The organism is Anditalea andensis (assembly GCF_000714815.1).
In the GTDB taxonomy this organism is placed as follows: domain Bacteria; phylum Bacteroidota; class Bacteroidia; order Cytophagales; family Cyclobacteriaceae; genus Anditalea; species Anditalea andensis.
This window is the reverse complement of record NZ_JMIH01000018.1, coordinates 240,342-257,009: the sequence shown is the minus strand read 5'-3', so window position 1 is coordinate 257,009 and position 16,668 is coordinate 240,342. Positions and strand designations below refer to the sequence as shown.

Here is a 16,668-nt window from a genome sequence, read left to right as displayed (position 1 = left end):
TCAATGGGGATACCGAAACAGAAGAAGCTCCAATTATTGCAACTGTAGCAACAAATTCATCTGGTACAGGCACCTATCCAATTGAAATAAGTGCTGCTTTTGATCCTAATTATAGTATTAACTATAAGCAGGCCGAACTGATAATTTCACCCGCAGTTCTTTTGGTGAAAGCTCATAATAAGTCAAAAGTCTATGGAGACGAAAATCCCGAACTGACTTATGAATACCAGGGACTGGTAAACGGTGATGAATCCATATCTACTCCAGCGGAAATCAAAACTACTGTAAATGCGCTATCAGGCGTAGGTATCTATAATATAGTGGTAGAAAAGGCAGTTGATAAGAATTATGAGATCAGTTATCAAAACGCCACTTTTGATGTAATGCCTGCCATACTGACTATTATAGCAACAGCTGACCAGGAAAAAATATACGGGCAAGAAGATCCCGTATTTACATATACGGTAACTGGCCTGAAAGCGGAAGATCGTGCAGCCATGCTATCAGGTTCATTGGCCAGAGAAAAAGGCGAAATTCCTGGAAGCTATGCTATACGACTTGGTAACCTATCTGCAACCAATAATTATGAAGTGAATTATGTGTCAGCGGAATTCAGGATCTCTGGAATCACCGTAGAACAGATCATGCATCCTGCAAACGTAAGTGCTGCATGGGGGCAATATCCTGAAATGCCTGAAATGGTAGTGGTAATGAGCCAAGATGGGAGGTTTTTAGAAATGAAGGTTCAATGGAATTTTGAACAGTCAGATATCTATGCCCGAGGTGATTATCCGGTAAAGGGTTATTTGGAGAACACCGTGGGTGTGATTAACGCTAACCAGTTGTACAGTGAGATTATCTTTACGGTTCTGCCTAAACAAGCCCCAATTGACATTACATTAAGCAATCATACATTTAAGGGTAGTGCTTCAGAGTTTTTCCTGCATGTCGGAAAGCTTACAGTAATTGATCATGTAGATACATACCATGTGATAGAACTTGTAGGGAATGCTTACGATAACGGTTATTTTGAAATCCATGACCATGACCTTTACTGGAGCAGCGCGGACAGAGTTTCAGGAAGAACTGAATTCCAGTTATCCATAAGGGTTACTGACAGAGACGGAAATGTGCTCGACAGGTTGGTCAAGATAGAAAGGGAAAGGATCCCGGTAAATGACATCATTATTTACACTACTTTCACACCGGACGGAGATGGAATCAATGATGACTGGGGGATCAATGATCTCAGGTTCTATGATGGGGTAAGCGTTTCGGTATTTGAGAGAAGTGGCAAACGGGTATTTTATACTGAGAATCCTGATAAAAGATGGGATGGAACTTTTAATAACATTGATCTGGCAGCAGGAACCTATTACTATGTGGTTGAAATCAAGGAATTGAAACAGACCAGGAAAGGTTTTGTGACTTTATTGAAAAAATAAATAATCAGGGGAGGCTCCAGGGCCTCCCCTATAAAATGAATTAAATGAAATCGAGCATGATCCAAGGATGTCACAGTAAGATCCTTATGAAGGTTGCGAAATTCCATCTCTCCATAAAATATCTATTATAAACAGATGAAGAAAATATCTATCATATGCCTTTTGTTTGTATTTGCCTTCACGGCTGTACAGGGGCAATCTAGAAAATATATCAGCCAGTTCAGCCATTTCCAGAACTATTACAATCCGGGATTGACAGGCTATGAAGGATCAGTTGCCAGAGGATTTGTCAGAAACCAGTGGGTAGGCTTTGAAGGAGCACCTAAAACCATGTTTGCATCTTTGGAAATTGATTTTGCAGAATTATCCAATGAAACGGATCCAGCACTTTTGGGAAAAAATGCCGCTGGCATAAGTATTTTGCATGATCAATATGGTCCTTTTCAGGAAACAGAACTCATAGCGAGTTATGCTACCAGGGTCAGGATCAGCCAAAGCCATCATTTAAGATTAGGTGCCGGCGTAAACTTCAACAGTGTCAGACTGGATGGGAATTTACTTTCAGTGGAACAGATCAATGACCCCACCACTGCTCAGTATTTAAATCAGTTTGCCAATATGCAGGTGCTTGATTTTAACATGGGCTTAGCCTTTACGCATAGGAATTATTACCTTTCCTATGGTAGGCACAATTTGAATAAGGGAGCTATAAGCTCCGGTGATATATTTATAGAGAGAAAACCATCAGTAAATATTGTTCAGGCCGGTTACCGTGAGGCTTTAAACCAAAATCTGGCGGTTATTTCTAACTTTATGTACAGAAGTCAGGAGGATTTGCCGGATAATATAGAATTCAATGTCAAAGCTTTATTAATGGACAAATTTTGGGTTGGGGCAGGTCATAGGATCAATTATGCCAATAATTTTCAATTAGGGTTTTTGTTAAATAAATTAAGCATTGGATATGTATATGAGACTCCGATGAACAGATCATATCTATTGCCAAATGCCACGCATGAGTTTATGGCAAGCCTTAATTTATTCAAAGCCAATACCAGAAAACAACCTAAAGAAGTATTGATTTGGTAATAAATCTTAATAATAAGGTCAGTTTAGGAATGCTGGCCTTATTATTAAATGCGCTATTATTCATTTCAGTATTCAGTTTAATTGACGAATACCGGATCAATTCACTTATGAAGGTAAATTTGAACTGCTAGTAAAAATTAGCCATTACAAACTACATATAAGTATTTCTGTTTATTCCCAAACTATTTCCTTTCAGTGCAGCATACCCAGATATGAAGCCCATCCGATATTTTTACAACTAGAAGCCGCAAGTATTACAGTGTAGTGGGGAAATGCAGTAATTAGCCCTCCAGATCATCTCATTTGTTTTCCTGCCTTTTCATTTCCTTCCACAGGATTTGATCTTTAATGCCTTTAATTTCTAGGGAGGATCTATACCGTTAGGCTTTTTTAGATAATGCCTATATAATAAGCAATTCCCATCTTTCTTCTACCGCTACAGGTGCCAGCTGTATGGACTGCATGGTTGGGTCACCCACTTTTTGACAACAACCTTTATTTACATTACTTACTCTTTGGATAGCGCTATCCAAAAGGTAAGTAATGTCATTTGAATAGCAAAGGTATTTATTATTGCACCATCAAATAAAAAATAAAAATGATGATAAAGGAACAAAAGAACGCCAACATTTTGAATATAATGCTATGGACAGCTCAGGTAGTATTGGCCGCAACTTTCCTTTGGGCCGGGGTTATGAAATTAGTGCAACCTGATGCATTGCCTTTCCCTTGGATAAAGGAAAGCTCTCATCTTGTTTTGATTACCGGACTAATTGACCTATTGGCAGGACTTGGAATTGTTTTCCCATTATGGCTAAGCATCAAACCCAAGTTAACCATATTTGCTGCTTATGGAATATTTGTTTTGATGATGGCTGCATGCATCTTTCATATTTCAAGAGGTGAAGCAGGTGACATCGGCTTTAATATATTTATGGCCTTTCTTGCTGTATTTGTTGCTTGGGGAAGACAATCAAAGCGGAAGATTTCGACTAAAGTCTAATATCATGGAAAGTCGGTGGTGATCTTTTTCCGTGAGGTAATGGTCTTTTGGACCATATTAATTTTTTGGTTATTAAGACAATACTGTTTATCATTATTATCGTATAGGGAAGATAGTATATGTCGCGGGGCTTATGGTAAAACATAATATAAAGAGATGAATCAAGCATGACAAAATGCATCACCCAATGGGATGATTATCAAAAAAAGCGAGATACCACTCCGACCTCCGGTACAGACAAGTTCTGGCCTCTAAAAAACAATTGTTAAAAAGGTGAAACCAAAATTCACCTTTTTATAGTTCAGTCAGCTAACAGCAGTCATTTTTAAAAGACAGGTGAATGATAGAAGAAAACCTTGGGTACCATAACTTTAGAATAGAGCTACCAAATGGATTTGAAGAAGTATTCACTCATTTTTATTTTGCCGAAAACAGATCCGGCGAAGCCATCACAAAAACGTTATTGCCTTCCTATCAAACCATTTTGGTTTTTAGTTTCGGAGAAAAACCATATTTAGTCTCCAAACATGGTACACGGTTAGAGGTCAACAAATACCTCCTTCTCGGTCCAATAAAGCAGGCTTTTGAATATACGCTTCCTGCAAATACTGAAATACTGATCGTCAATTTTAAGGATGATGCTTTTTATAGGATCTTTGGGAAGGTGGGTGTGTCGGAACATTTGCCGATTGGCCCCGAAGATTTAGTCCACGGAGATTACTTAGGGATGCTGTGGTATGAACTTAGCAAAATGGAGGATACCCATACAAGAGTAAATTATGTGCTAAAATTCAGTGAACCTTATTTAACAAACCGAAATAAAATTGCGGCCCAGTTAGCCAGTGTCAGGGAGCAACCTTTAAATCCTATAAAATCGGTGGCATACCAAAATAACCAGTCGGAACGCAATATGCAACTTCAACATAAAAAACACTTTGGTTATTCCGCTAAAGAACACATCCGCTACCTAAGATTTTTGAAAGCAGTGGTAAGCATTCAAAGCATGGCTTCATCAACCTCAAAAATAGATTGGTTGCAAATTGTAGCAGATTGTGGTTATTATGATCAAAGCCAACTGATCAAAGACTTCAAACACTATATAAATCTTAGCCCTACCCAATACCTCAACTTCCAGCAGGAAATCTGTAATCCTATCTCCTGATTTCGTTTTCTTACAATTTTTATCTGTAGCACTAATCTACATTTGCTTCATCAGATTGATAGAATTTTAAAAACGATGAAACCGAGGATAAGGAAAACCTCACACACGGGCATGCTTATCTGCCCATGTGAGGTTCCATCCAGTTTCCTTCGTCATGTAATTAGTTATGGCCTTTTAAAAATAGATGATAACCAGATGAAACATTTAATCATTTATGCACATCCCAATCACCATAGTTTAAACAGCCACTTAAAAAACGTAGTGGTAGATTATCTTATCGATAATAACCATCAAGTTGAAGTCAGGGATTTATATGCCCTACATTTTAACCCTGTACTTTCTTTAAGTGATATGGCGGGACAGCTCAGGGGGGAGGTCTCCTATGATGTAAAACAGGAACAAGAATTCATTATCTGGGCCGACTGCCTTACATTCATTTACCCTATCTGGTGGACGGGTTTACCTGCCATCATAAAAGGTTATATAGACAGGGTATTGTCTTATGGTTTTGCTTACCGTTACGATCAAGGTATTCAAAAAGGCTTACTCAGTGGTAAAAAAGCAGTCATAATCAATACCCAGGGAAAGTCAAAAGCTGAATATGAGGCCATGGGAATGGATAAGGCATTACTGCTCACTTCAGACCAAGGAATTTATACCTATGTAGGGATGGAAATTATAGACCACTTATTTTTGGACAAAGCAGACAAACCCCTTTCGGATCATTTGGAAAATTGGACAAATAAGATCAAAAATACTTACTGAATCACTATTTATAAATTGTAGAAAAAATATTATGGAAATCTTAATTCAAATTGAAGAACTGTTCATTTTTCTGGGATGTATCTTTTTATTCTACCGTTTAGATTATAAATGGTGGTGGTTCCCGGCCCTGATAATGCTGCCTGATGTGGGCATGATAGGCTATCTCGTAAACAATACTGTTGGCGCCATTATTTACAATTTATTGCATTTCAGAGGTACAGGGGTTGTGTTGGGAATGTATGGTTTTTCAAGAGGAAGCCGAAAATGGATGCTGATAGGAATAATACTTTTTGCCCATGCTACCATGGACAGGGCCATTGGAACAGGATTAAAATATTTTGATGGGTTCTGGCATACAAGTTTAAGTACAGAACCATTTTTATGATCGGGGATACTGATTATTTATACACTGTAGCAGGGATTTGCATACTCTTCCCACTAATATATAAAAGTATCGGAAAAGCTTTCAGATGAATATTTATCAATAACACCGGGTTATCCAGGATATGGACTAAATGATCTCCCTGGTTATCCAATAATGAACAGTCCTAATGCTCACGTGATGCACCTTGATTTGGGGTATGACTGTCAGAAGGAGTAAACTTTATATCCAATATGGCAGCAATATCTCAAAGGAAACGAAGCCCACTATTGATAGTAGGGGTTAAGATTTGATGAATATTACCCTGAAAGCGGTGCTGCTGCATTTTAAAAAGGCGTCAATATAGTGGACTTCCATATTTATGATACCGGTCATTTTGCAATAGGATAAGAGGAGAGGAGATGATTGAAAGGATAAGCACTTCCATGAATGGACGATAAGGGGCACACATTAATTGCCATGTGGAAACTGTAGAATCTCACTTGGATAACTCTCCCTTTATCGACCCACTAATGTTTTTTGAGCCGGGCAGCGGCCATTTCATCTACCATCCAGTAGAGATTACCTGACACAGGAGTTATCAGCTTGGAAGGAAACTGCCGGTAACTTTCTGTTCCTTCCAATACTTGATACAGCGCATCCGCTTTTTCCTCTCCAAAGACCAGAAAGATTATGTTTTTACCATCGTTTATAAGCGGTGCGGTTAAGGTGATCCTATACATATCCTGTGATTTCAAATAGTATGCGGCTACTTTTTTGTTTTTTTCTTCCAAAACTGCTTCTCCCGGAAACAGGGATGCGGTATGTCCGTCTTTACCCATTCCCAACAAGATAAGGTCAAAATGCTTTGAACCGGATAAATGCTCCTCCAGAACAGAGGCATACGTCATAGCGTATTCTTCAGGCGTGGCCCCTTCATGGTACATCGGGAAAATCCGGTCTTTAGGTACAGGAAGTAGCTGCAATAGGTCTTTGTGCGCAGCCCCAGCATTGCTTTGCGGACTGTCCAGAGGCACCCATCGCTCATCTCCCCAAAAAACAAATGCTTTGGTCCAGTCTATTTTTTTTCGGTATTGCTCCGATGCCAACAATTTATAAAGACCTTCAGGTGAAGATCCACCAGTCAAAGCAATGGTGAAGCAGCCATTTTCTGAAATTGATCTGTTAGCGACCTCTGTGATGAGATCTGCAGTATGTTCATTTAATTCTTTGATATGCTTAAATTTTTCTAGCATCCTTTAAATTTTAGAGGTATATCCACACGATTATTCTACAGATAGTAAATATCAATTACTAAATGATAGGCAATAGAAGAAGATGCATTTTCTGTCTTCTTCTTACGCCCTTAAAAAAGCATATTGCTTGCCTGAATCATTGCGGATTTTTATGGCTTCTTATCATTTTTCTTAATATCCATAGCCCAGAAATGTCCTTCCCTGGCTATCAATGCTTCCGCTTTTTCCGGTCCCCAGCTTCCTGCTACATAATTTGGGAAATCATCCCCGCCTTGTTGCCATACCTGCTGGATAGATGCCAGCACATCCCAGGCTTCTTCTACCTGGTCTGCTCGCATAAAGAGCGTCGTGTCTCCCAGCATGGCGTCCAATAACAAGGTCTCATAGGCCTCTGGTGTCTGGGTGGAGCAACTGTCATAATTAAATATCATTTCAGAAGCACTCAGGTTCATTTCCAATCCAGGCTTCTTGGTCATAAAGCGCAATTTTATATCCATTTGGGGCTGGATATTAATGGTCAGACGGTTGGGAGCTATGCCGTCGGCATGGCTGGTCGGAAAGGTAGTATGAGGGATGGGCCTGAACTGAATCGTAATAGAAGAAGTCTTTTCAAGCATCCTTTTACCGGTTCTAAGGTAAAAGGGGACATCCTGCCAGCGCCAGTTGTCCAGGTAAAATTTAATGGCAGCATAGGTTTCGGTGGACGAATTTTTATCTGTTTCCCCTTCATCCCGATATCCCTTTACTTCTTTTCCTTTTATCCACCCTGCGGCATATTGTCCCCTTACCGCGTAATGGTGTACGTCTTCTACGGGTATGCGCCTAATGGCTTTCAGCACATCTACTTTTCTGTTGCGTATTTCTTCTGCTTCAAAAGTCACCGGAGGCTCCATGGCGATCATACACAGAATCTGCAGCAGATGGTTTTGAATCATATCCCTCAAAGCCCCCGATCCGTCATAATACCCGCCACGGTCTCCAACACCCACATCCTCGGCTACCGTTATTTGTATGTATTCAATATAGTTGCGGTTCCAAAGCGGTTCAAACAAAGTATTGGCAAAACGAAATGCGAGTATATTCTGGACGGTTTCTTTTCCTAAATAGTGGTCTATTCTGTACACCTGCTTTTCGCTAAATACTTCGGATAGCATGTTGTTTAAAGCAATGGCTGAATCCTTATCATAGCCAAATGGCTTTTCGATAATGATCCTGTCTTTCTTTATATCCTCTGCCAGACCGTGGGTACTTAAATTCCTACAGGCGGTCTCTATGAATTTGGGAGCTACAGACAGATAAAAAAGCCGGTTTGCCCTTTGTCCCCATGCTTTTTCCTGATGCTCTATTTCGGAGTATAATTCCTGATAAGATTGGGCATCGTCAATGTTGGAAGGAAGGTAGTGCAGAAACTTTTTAAAATGTTCCCATTTTTCCGGTTCCGGTTTCCCGCTTCTTGAAAATTCAGTCAAGCTGTGAAATAAATTCTCCCGGTAACTTTCATCATTCAATGCTGTACGGCCGAGGCCATATATGGCCAGATTATCCGGCATCCAGCCATCTAGATACAGGTTATAAAACGCAGGGATTAGCTTTCTTTTAGCTAAATCACCTGTGCCACCGAAAACGATAATGACAGTAGACTCGTTTTTCTTTTCTGTTTTTAATTTCATTCTTTAAACTTCAAGGTTAGGATACGTCTCTATAATTGCGAAAAAACCCTTCTTTATCTGAACGCCTGTATATCTGCGCTTCAAAATATTTTCCAACTGCCCTTATGGTTAAATATAGGATTATCTGTCATCAAAACAAAAAAAGTCATTGTTAGGTGCCTTCCAAGTTTCCCATATCTCTCCTCTTTGGGGTCAAAGAAATCCGGCCATAAATAATTTTCAAAGTTATCGCTACCCATCATAGTTCATTTGAGCCAATAAAGCATAATAGGCATAGCGGCTCAGATAAGTACGATCTGTATCAAAATCACAGCTCACCAGCAGTTCTTTCTCCGTCACTTTCAAATAAACCAGCCTCTTGGGCTCATCAGGTACCTTCACCGACAAAGTAAGTATCTCATTTTTAAAGTGTCGTGTAGCGGTATCGATACTAGGTTAATAATAAGGTTTCCTGAATTTTGAATACTGATTTAAGGTTTCTTCTAAAAGGCAAGCAACTTACTCCGGTGGAAGTCTATAGGTTGGTTCCTCTGGTCTCGGTAAAACCGTTGAGATTATCAGTGACTGTAATAAGTATATCCCCGACCACTCTGGCTTTAAGGTCTATGAGCACACCCACCCAAAAAGCATAGGATTCATTTTTCCCCAGCCATAGTCCCATAATTTCTTTTAGTCCATTGGTTTTAAGCCTACGGCAATATAATATGCCTTGTTAACAACCTTTGAATTTTCCCTTACCTGGAAGAAGATTCCGTCCATCCATACAATGAAGTAAAATGAATCCAGGGGTCTGTTTCTCTATACAGTAATATCTTCGGTGACGGCACTGGTGATCCTTGATATGGTAGAGGTGGATACATTTATGTCATATAACTCACGAACCTGCTCCTCAATATCCTGATTTGATATCCCTTTGGCATACATGGAGATGATTATGTTTTCACCCACGGTACGCTTCTGAAGCTGTCTCAGGAAATATTCCAGTTTTGCCTTATTAGTTTGATATGACCATGTATATAATATACAGATCCATATAAAGCACGTTGCTTTCTGATTCCTAGGATTACGGCATGAGCATTAAATTAATTTAAGTAAAACCGTTTTTTAGTTCAATTTGGTAAATTTATTTGTAATACAGCAGTTTTCGTCCGCCTTCGGACAATATTGTGCGCAAAGAATACCCATATTCTTAAGAATGCAATGTTTTATGCAAATTGGGCCCCTTCTGTTTGGCACCTGTATTGGAAAAGAGATATCATCCCGGAATACTTATATGTATGTCAGGGATTTTTAATAATGTAAGATTAAGGAATATGCTATACAATTATCTGCTTATAGCCTGGATAAAGGAGCACAAAGAGGTTTCACGAAGTTAATTTAGGTACTAGAGGGGACAACATTCCGTTCACGCAAAGTGGACAAAGCTAAAAATGTGGAATCCATATGCGATACCTATTCCACTGTGGGGATAAGTAAACGTGTTTTGAGGTTCCGTATGCTAAACTTCTCTGCAAATTCCCGGACTGCTGTTACGCTCATCGGCTCAGACGGTGAGGTGTGGCGTATAAAAAAAACATGTCAAATATCCGACATCAATCATTGGGCATTATGCTAAAAAACTATATTATCATCGCTATCAGAAATATCAGGAGGAACAAATTAAGGACCTTGGTGCATGTTTTGGGACTTTCTTTGGGCATGGCTGCCTGTTTGTTGGTTTTCAATATGGTCTGGTTTGCCCATGGCTTTGATACCTTTCATGTAAATGCGGACAGGATTTATAGGATCAATTCCAGCTTGGAGTGGGAGCCGGGAAGTTTTTTCCAGAGTTCGGCCACTCCGGGACCACTGGGGGAAATGATCGACGCAGAACTTGCCAATATCTCCACTAAGGGAAGGTTATATGTTTTGCATGAAACCATGGTAATTTTACCCGAGCAAAACAAACAGATAGGTAGAAGCAACAATGTGGTTTTTGCTGATCCCGGTTTTATGCAGATTTTTCAGCGAGAATGGGTGGCAGGGGAACCGGTGACTGCTTTGGAGGAACCGGGGTCTGCGGTGATCACCTTGGCCAGTATGGAAAAGTATTTCCCAGGACTGTCACCTCACGATGTTTTGGGCAAGGAAATGCTTTGGATAGATGCCAATGATTCCATCAGGGCGCAGGTAAAAGGCGTGGTCAAGGATTATGAGGGAAAAACGGATTTCTTTTTTCAGGATTTTATTTCCTTCAGCACTATTAAGTTAAAAGAAAAAGAGGATTGGTATGGTCTTCACACTTGGAGCAATCTCAATTCCTCCAGTCAGTTGTTTATATTGGCTGCTGAACAAAGCACCATCGCAGACATTGATGAAGGGCTGAAAACAATTTCCGATAAATACTATGCTGACAAAGCGGATACAAAGAATGTTTTTTTTGCTGAACCACTGGCCAACCTACATTTTAATGAGAATTTTGACAATACAGCAGTTTCCCAGGCCATGTTGGATGGACTGGTTTATATCGGTATCATTATTCTTTTGCTTGCCTGCCTTAATTTTATCAACCTGGAGACTGCCCAGGCCATTAATAAGGCAAAAGAGGTAGGCATCAGAAAAACTTTGGGCAGTCAGAGGGTACAGTTGATAGTACAGTTTTTGAGTGAAACTTTTGCCATAGTATTGATCGCAGGGATGGTGGCTGTTTTAATGGCATACCTGATCACACAATATTTCAAGGATTATCTTCCCCAAGGTTTTGAGCCTTCCTATGTCAACCATCTGAGTTTGTTATTTCTTTTTGGGTTGATGTTGCTGCTTACCCTGGTCTCAGGATTGTATCCTGCTCTGGTGCTGGCAAGATACCAGCCTCAAAGAGCACTCAAAGGGGAGGTACATCATGTGCACGGTTTTTCTATGGGGGTATTCTTAAGAAAAAATCTTACAGTACTCCAATTTTCCGCCTCCATTGCTTTTATTATTTTGGTTACGGTGTTGACCACCCAACTTAATTATATAAGTTCACAGCCTTTGGGTTTTGAAAAGGATGCCGTGCTTTACACCAATCTTCCATTTATGGGGGATAGAGACGCAAGGGAGAGCATGGCGGAAAGATTGAGAAATGAAAGTTTTGTCGAAGGAGTAAGCCTTAGCGGTGTATTGGTGTCTTCCTACAGCATCTGGACATCAGATCTTTATCTCACCAAAGATACCAGTGAAACCAGGATAAACATTCATGTGATGAACGTGGACTCGGCCTTTGTGGATGTCCATCAGATCAAATTGCTGGGGGGAGAAAAAGCCAGAAACATAAAAGATGAATTATTGGTCAACCGTAATTTTCTTAAGGAGGCCGGTTTCAACCATCCTTTGGAAGCCATTGGGGCCACTGTCAGGTTGGGAGGGGATACCAAAACCATAGTTGGGGTCATTGACAATTTCAACGCAAGAAGTCTGAAAGAAGAGATCATGCCTATGGCACTGACCTATAATCCTGATTATTTTAACCTGTTAGTGGCCAAAGTATCGGGCAAGCAAAACCTGGCAGTGGCTAAAGAAAGGTTGGAAAATATATATAAGGAAATGTATCCGCAAGAATCAGCTTCATTCACTTTCATGGATGAACAGTTGGCTCAATTTTATGAGGAGGACCGTAAGATACAGGGGGTCATGGGTTTTGCCTCAGGTATGGCCATCCTGATATCCATATTGGGATTATTTGGACTTTCATCTTTTACCATTGCCCAGCGGACAAAAGAAATCAGTATCCGCAAAATACTTGGAGCTGGGGTTTTGCAGCTTATCGGACTGATGTCCTCTCAGTATGTCTGGTTGGTGCTGATTTCATTTGTATTGGCATTTTATCCGGCCTATTACCTCAGCAATATGTGGTTGCAGGATTTTGCCTATAAAATAGATATGCCATACCTCATGTTTGGGGGTGTGGGATTTGGTGTGCTGATATTGACCTTACTGGTGGTGGGTTTTCATTCACTTGGGGTGGCAAGGGCTAATCCGGCGGAAATATTGAAGAGTGAGTAGCACCTCCCTTTTGAGTCTTTAACGTTTTTTGTAAAAAAAATAAGCTTGGAAAGCTTATACTTTGAGTATGATAAAGCCACTACTTTTATCATTAGGCAGTATATATTTTCCCGGTTTAGACTTATATGAGTATATATTTCTTAGACATCTCCCTAAGCTTTTTCTAATTTTTAGAAAATAACCCATTATGGATTATAAAAAAATCGAAGACTTCTGTAACAAGAACAGCCTCACGGAGATAAGTCGAATGGATCATGCATTACGGGGCTGAAACCGACGAAGTAAAGCTTCCGTCTGATACACCAACGAAAGAAGTAAGTATAGATCACTTGCTTTGCAACTGAAACAATTGCTCCGTGAAGTTCCTTCAGGAGATGAAAAGGTCAGAAAATCCATAAAAATAATTATAGATCAGAACCCCAGAAAACCCGACCCAGTTGGACTGAAAATACTATTAATAGAAAGGGAATTCAATAAATAATTATGTTAATCTTAAGTCCAAACGAAATGATAAATGCTTTTTTCTGATGAATATTCTAAAAACAAAGCCGCCATTTTTCTACCTTAATATTATAATTAATATACCTATACTTTAACTAATTTGTAGACATGGAGATGTTGATTGAATACATACTGCAATTTGGAAATTTAAACCAACAACAAATAGGATTTATATCCCAAAAAGCACAAGAATCAGCACTTAAGAAAGGAGAATATTTTTCGGAGGCAGGAAAAATTGCCCGAAAGGTGGGCTTCATCCTAGATGGAGTGATCCGGTTTTGTTACTACAGCAACACAGGAGAGGAAATAACCAGCTACTTTATGGATGAAAACAATTTTTTTGTGGATTTAAACAGTTTCGATAATAAAATCCCATCAACAGGATATGTTCAGGCTGTTACGGACTGCAAGTTAATTGTGTTTTCACAAGAGAATTGGCAAGAGCTCTCTAATACCATTGTTGGTTGGGATAAAATCGTTCAAAAAATCCTCTCAAAAGCAATGGTTGAAAAAATAGACAAAATAAATCCTTTACTCTCTGAAGATGCCACCACGAGATATTTGAAGTTTTTAGAAAAATATCCAAAGCTTACCAATCGAATTCCATTATCCTACCTGGCTTCATATTTAGGAATTACACCATCTTCATTAAGCAGAATTAGAAAAAACATCAGCTAAATAGTTTTTGTCATATGGCAAATAATTTCCCCCTTTTTGATGGCAACTTTGTTCCATAACAAAAGAATATGAAAAAGTTAAACATCATAATGACTGGGGGCACTTCCGGATTTGGAGCAGTCACTTCAAAAGAATTGATGACTACATTGGGGACAAAAATGATTTTGGGAAATAGAAAGAGCCAAATTCAAGGGGCAATGCATATTCCACTTAATTTAGAAAGTTTGGATAATGTCCGTTTGTTTGCCGCTGAGGTGGTAAAATATATCAAATCTGAAAAAATTCATATACTTATTTGCAATGCAGGTATGAACCACCCGGATATCAATTCAAGGACTGTTGATGGTTTTGAATCCACCTTTGCTGTAAACCACTTGGCACATTTTTATTTGTTGAAATTATTGATGCCTTATTTGGACACCAATGCCAGAATCATAATGACCACAAGTGGCACGCACAACCCAGATGAAAATGCCTTATCTGCTCCACCAGTACACGCCAATGCAATTTGGTTGGCACATCCCGAAAAAGATACTACGCTGGATGTGAAAATGACTATCAATGCTCAAAGGGCTTACGCTGCTTCTAAATTGTGCACTATACTAACTATAAGGCAACTTGCTAATTCTAAAGAAGCAAAACAAAACAATTGGCAATGTATTGCATATGATCCAGGGCCCACACCCGGGACCGGTTTACTACAAAAAGGGACGATATTTATGCGTATTGCTTGGCAGGTCTTTACCATACCGTTTTTGAGAAAGCGAATACTTCCGAAATCAAACAGTATTAAAGACGCGGGTTTGTCATTAGCAAGTTTAGCTTTGGGGAAGGTAAAAGTTCCGGAAGGCAAGGTTTATGTCGCATTGCGGGCGGGAAAGCTAACCTTTCCAGCACCTTCCAAATTAGCTCAGGATAACAGTTTAATGGTAGCGCTTTGGGAGCAAAGCGAACAGCTTTTGCAGGATGCAAAATTTACATGATTTGGAAAACATCAATTTATAAACTATATATACAAAAATCAGTAAATTCGAACTATCTCAAACTAACACTACTTATTGCCAAATGAAATGATATCGTTATTGTTCATTTGTATATAAATAAACAAGTTCTACCCTATATCAAGAAATTAATATAATGTAAAATAAAGTACTGGTATTTTTGGTTTTAGTTCTAGCTTTTTGGCGTCTTGCAATCAAAATGAAAATCTCCAAATATCTGATGAAGAAATCTGGAGCCTTGGTTGGCGAATGATAGGGAGCTCAATGGAAAAAAATGACGAGCTTGCTAATTTACAATTTGATTCTCTAAGGAGTATTTCAAATAAAATAGACAGTAAATATCTTATTACGGGGCTTGAAGTATAGAATGTCCTCGGTAAGAATGATGTAATAGCCGAGTTATTAAAAACCCTGGATGAGGACATATTGCAAGAAGTTTGTACTAAGCAGTTTTTGGCAGACGTGAATCCATGCCTTGGATTTTCTCAGGTAAGAGTAGAGAATAAAAATCTTCAAGCAGAATTAATTATCATGTACGTGGACGATCAGGCAGTGAGAGGAAATAGTATGAATGACTTTATTTTAAAATATAATAAGATACAACCAAAATAACTAAATATGGACCTATGGAGATTGACGAAAAGCATAGGAACAGGTTGAAAGAAATATTCAAAGAATATAGCTTTCCGACAAGGAAATCAGTTGGGAAAGATGCTATGAATGGGATATTTTTAATGATACAACATGCTGATATGGACAAACAATGGCAAAAATCACAACTGAAGAATATAGAGAAGGCTGTACAGAATGACGACATTGATAGTCAAAGCTATGCTTATCTCTATGACAGAATCCAGATCAATAATGGACAAGACCAGTTATATGGAACCCAATTCTCAAAAGTTGACCCTCTAAATAAGGCAGTAGAATTGACTCCTACTGAAGACATAGACAATTTGGATAAAAGAAGAATGGAAATGGGAATGATGCCGATAGGTATGTATAAAGAATTTGTGTTTAAGAGTCTATAAAATAAATAAGAGGCAGAACACTGCTATAGCTTAAGGCCAGCGAACTGGAAAGTGCAGGATTTTCGGCACTTAGTCAAATTTCCCCCGTGTGGTCTGTGAAGTACTTTGAAACCCCACAAGCATATGTTTAACTTTAGCCGGCATTAAAAAAATAAGAAATACCTTTTTTAGTGAAAGATTAACCTTCAATTATAGTGGAGATGCTGATTTTGTTCATTTCAAAATTAGAAGGACTTTATGAAATGTTAGCTTGAAATCCGAATTTAGCAACAGTAATAGCCCAATAAACATAAAAAAAATCCTAACTTTCTGACAAACAGTAAGTTAGGATTCTGTTCAGTAGAGGGTGGGGGATTCGAACCCCCGGTACAGAATTACCCGTACGACAGTTTAGCAAACTGCTGGTTTAAGCCACTCACCCAACCCTCTGTATCGCTTTATGTCTCTCTAAAGTGTTGCAAATATAAACCATATTATTTGATTTTAACAAACAAGTTGGCCCTATTTATCGGCTGTATGGGTATTTTTTACACTTCCACTGTATAACTTTCTGACATACAATCAGTAAATTTTATAAGTCTTGATCTGGTTCGTCACCCTAAACCCGCAATGCTATTATTTTATTCAAATATGCCCTTCAGGCAAACAATACAGGTTTGGCGTAGCTTTTATATACAAAAATG

Annotated in this window: 13 protein-coding genes, 1 tRNA gene and 1 pseudogene; 10 read left to right on the top strand and 5 right to left on the bottom strand. The window is 39.0% G+C overall.

Features of this window, described 5'->3' with window-relative positions; all coding sequences use genetic code 11:
* The 6 genes from EL17_RS11480 to EL17_RS11455 form a co-directional block, all read left to right on the top strand.
* On the top strand, positions 1–1,445 hold a 1,445-nt coding region (locus tag EL17_RS11480), incomplete at its 5' end, for a T9SS C-terminal target domain-containing protein (protein WP_035074023.1).
* A gap of 135 nt (positions 1,446–1,580) precedes the next feature.
* Positions 1,581–2,534: a PorP/SprF family type IX secretion system membrane protein gene (locus EL17_RS11475; RefSeq protein WP_035074022.1), complete on the top strand. Its 954-nt coding sequence runs from the start codon at positions 1,581–1,583 to the stop codon at positions 2,532–2,534.
* A gap of 601 nt (positions 2,535–3,135) precedes the next feature.
* Positions 3,136–3,537 carry a DoxX family protein gene (locus tag EL17_RS11470; protein WP_035074082.1) on the top strand — a complete coding sequence of 134 codons (402 nt, stop codon included), beginning with the start codon at positions 3,136–3,138 and terminating at the stop codon, positions 3,535–3,537.
* A 340-nt stretch (positions 3,538–3,877) separates the two neighbouring features.
* On the top strand, positions 3,878–4,699 hold the full coding sequence (locus tag EL17_RS11465; protein WP_035074020.1) for a helix-turn-helix domain-containing protein: 822 nt from the start codon (positions 3,878–3,880) through the stop codon (positions 4,697–4,699).
* 195 nt (positions 4,700–4,894) lie between these two features.
* On the top strand, positions 4,895–5,464 hold the full coding sequence (locus EL17_RS11460; protein ID WP_035074080.1) for an NAD(P)H-dependent oxidoreductase: 570 nt from the start codon (positions 4,895–4,897) through the stop codon (positions 5,462–5,464).
* A gap of 31 nt (positions 5,465–5,495) precedes the next feature.
* Complete coding sequence (locus tag EL17_RS11455; RefSeq protein WP_035074018.1) at positions 5,496–5,849, top strand: DUF4260 domain-containing protein; 354 nt, start codon at positions 5,496–5,498, stop codon at positions 5,847–5,849.
* Positions 5,850–6,355: 506 nt separating this feature from the next.
* On the opposite strand, the gene pgl is transcribed toward EL17_RS11455, so the two are convergent.
* From pgl to EL17_RS23125, 4 genes and pseudogenes are all read right to left on the bottom strand, one after another.
* Positions 6,356–7,081: a 6-phosphogluconolactonase gene (gene pgl / locus EL17_RS11450; RefSeq protein ID WP_035074016.1), complete on the bottom strand. Its 726-nt coding sequence runs from the start codon at positions 7,079–7,081 to the stop codon at positions 6,356–6,358.
* A gap of 149 nt (positions 7,082–7,230) precedes the next feature.
* Complete coding sequence (gene zwf, locus EL17_RS11445; RefSeq protein ID WP_035074014.1) at positions 7,231–8,751, bottom strand: glucose-6-phosphate dehydrogenase; 1,521 nt, start codon at positions 8,749–8,751, stop codon at positions 7,231–7,233.
* Positions 8,752–8,982: 231 nt separating this feature from the next.
* The gene (locus EL17_RS23515; protein WP_164675065.1) at positions 8,983–9,138 is read right to left on the bottom strand and encodes a hypothetical protein; all 156 of its coding nucleotides are present in this window, start codon (positions 9,136–9,138) and stop codon (positions 8,983–8,985) included.
* 145 nt (positions 9,139–9,283) lie between these two features.
* Positions 9,284–9,693: pseudogene (locus EL17_RS23125) on the bottom strand (IS256 family transposase); the annotation flags it as partial.
* A 666-nt stretch (positions 9,694–10,359) separates the two neighbouring features.
* Here EL17_RS23125 and EL17_RS11435 point away from each other — a divergent pair.
* The 4 genes from EL17_RS11435 to EL17_RS11410 all read left to right on the top strand — a co-directional run bounded on the left by EL17_RS11435 (position 10,360) and on the right by EL17_RS11410 (position 15,985).
* The gene (locus EL17_RS11435; RefSeq protein WP_035074012.1) at positions 10,360–12,774 is read left to right on the top strand and encodes an ABC transporter permease; all 2,415 of its coding nucleotides are present in this window, start codon (positions 10,360–10,362) and stop codon (positions 12,772–12,774) included.
* Positions 12,775–13,383: 609 nt separating this feature from the next.
* On the top strand, positions 13,384–13,953 hold the full coding sequence (locus EL17_RS11430; protein WP_035074010.1) for a Crp/Fnr family transcriptional regulator: 570 nt from the start codon (positions 13,384–13,386) through the stop codon (positions 13,951–13,953).
* 68 nt (positions 13,954–14,021) lie between these two features.
* Entirely contained in the window at positions 14,022–14,936 is a 915-nt protein-coding gene (locus EL17_RS11425; RefSeq protein WP_051719959.1) for an SDR family NAD(P)-dependent oxidoreductase, read from the top strand.
* A gap of 644 nt (positions 14,937–15,580) precedes the next feature.
* The gene (locus EL17_RS11410) at positions 15,581–15,985 is read left to right on the top strand and encodes a DUF6624 domain-containing protein (protein WP_051719958.1); all 405 of its coding nucleotides are present in this window, start codon (positions 15,581–15,583) and stop codon (positions 15,983–15,985) included.
* 340 nt (positions 15,986–16,325) lie between these two features.
* Here the strand turns inward: EL17_RS11410 and EL17_RS11405 are convergent.
* Positions 16,326–16,414, bottom strand: a tRNA-Ser gene (locus EL17_RS11405).
* Between the last annotated feature and the right edge of the window lie 254 nt (positions 16,415–16,668).

What these genes read in the sequence shown, in the direction of transcription:
- EL17_RS11470 (WP_035074082.1), top strand. Translation starts at nt 3,136, where the DNA reads ATGATAAAGGAACAAAAGAACGCCAACATTTTGAATATAATGCTATGG.
- EL17_RS11455 (WP_035074018.1), top strand. Translation starts at nt 5,496, where the DNA reads ATGGAAATCTTAATTCAAATTGAAGAACTGTTCATTTTTCTGGGATGT.
- EL17_RS11430 (WP_035074010.1), top strand. Translation starts at nt 13,384, where the DNA reads ATGGAGATGTTGATTGAATACATACTGCAATTTGGAAATTTAAACCAA.
- pgl (WP_035074016.1), bottom strand. Translation starts at nt 7,081, where the DNA reads ATGCTAGAAAAATTTAAGCATATCAAAGAATTAAATGAACATACTGCA.
- EL17_RS11435 (WP_035074012.1), top strand. Translation starts at nt 10,360, where the DNA reads ATGCTAAAAAACTATATTATCATCGCTATCAGAAATATCAGGAGGAAC.
- EL17_RS11425 (WP_051719959.1), top strand. Translation starts at nt 14,022, where the DNA reads ATGAAAAAGTTAAACATCATAATGACTGGGGGCACTTCCGGATTTGGA.
- EL17_RS11410 (WP_051719958.1), top strand. Translation starts at nt 15,581, where the DNA reads ATGGAGATTGACGAAAAGCATAGGAACAGGTTGAAAGAAATATTCAAA.
- zwf (WP_035074014.1), bottom strand. Translation starts at nt 8,751, where the DNA reads ATGAAATTAAAAACAGAAAAGAAAAACGAGTCTACTGTCATTATCGTT.
- EL17_RS11475 (WP_035074022.1), top strand. Translation starts at nt 1,581, where the DNA reads ATGAAGAAAATATCTATCATATGCCTTTTGTTTGTATTTGCCTTCACG.
- EL17_RS11465 (WP_035074020.1), top strand. Translation starts at nt 3,878, where the DNA reads ATGATAGAAGAAAACCTTGGGTACCATAACTTTAGAATAGAGCTACCA.
- EL17_RS11460 (WP_035074080.1), top strand. Translation starts at nt 4,895, where the DNA reads ATGAAACATTTAATCATTTATGCACATCCCAATCACCATAGTTTAAAC.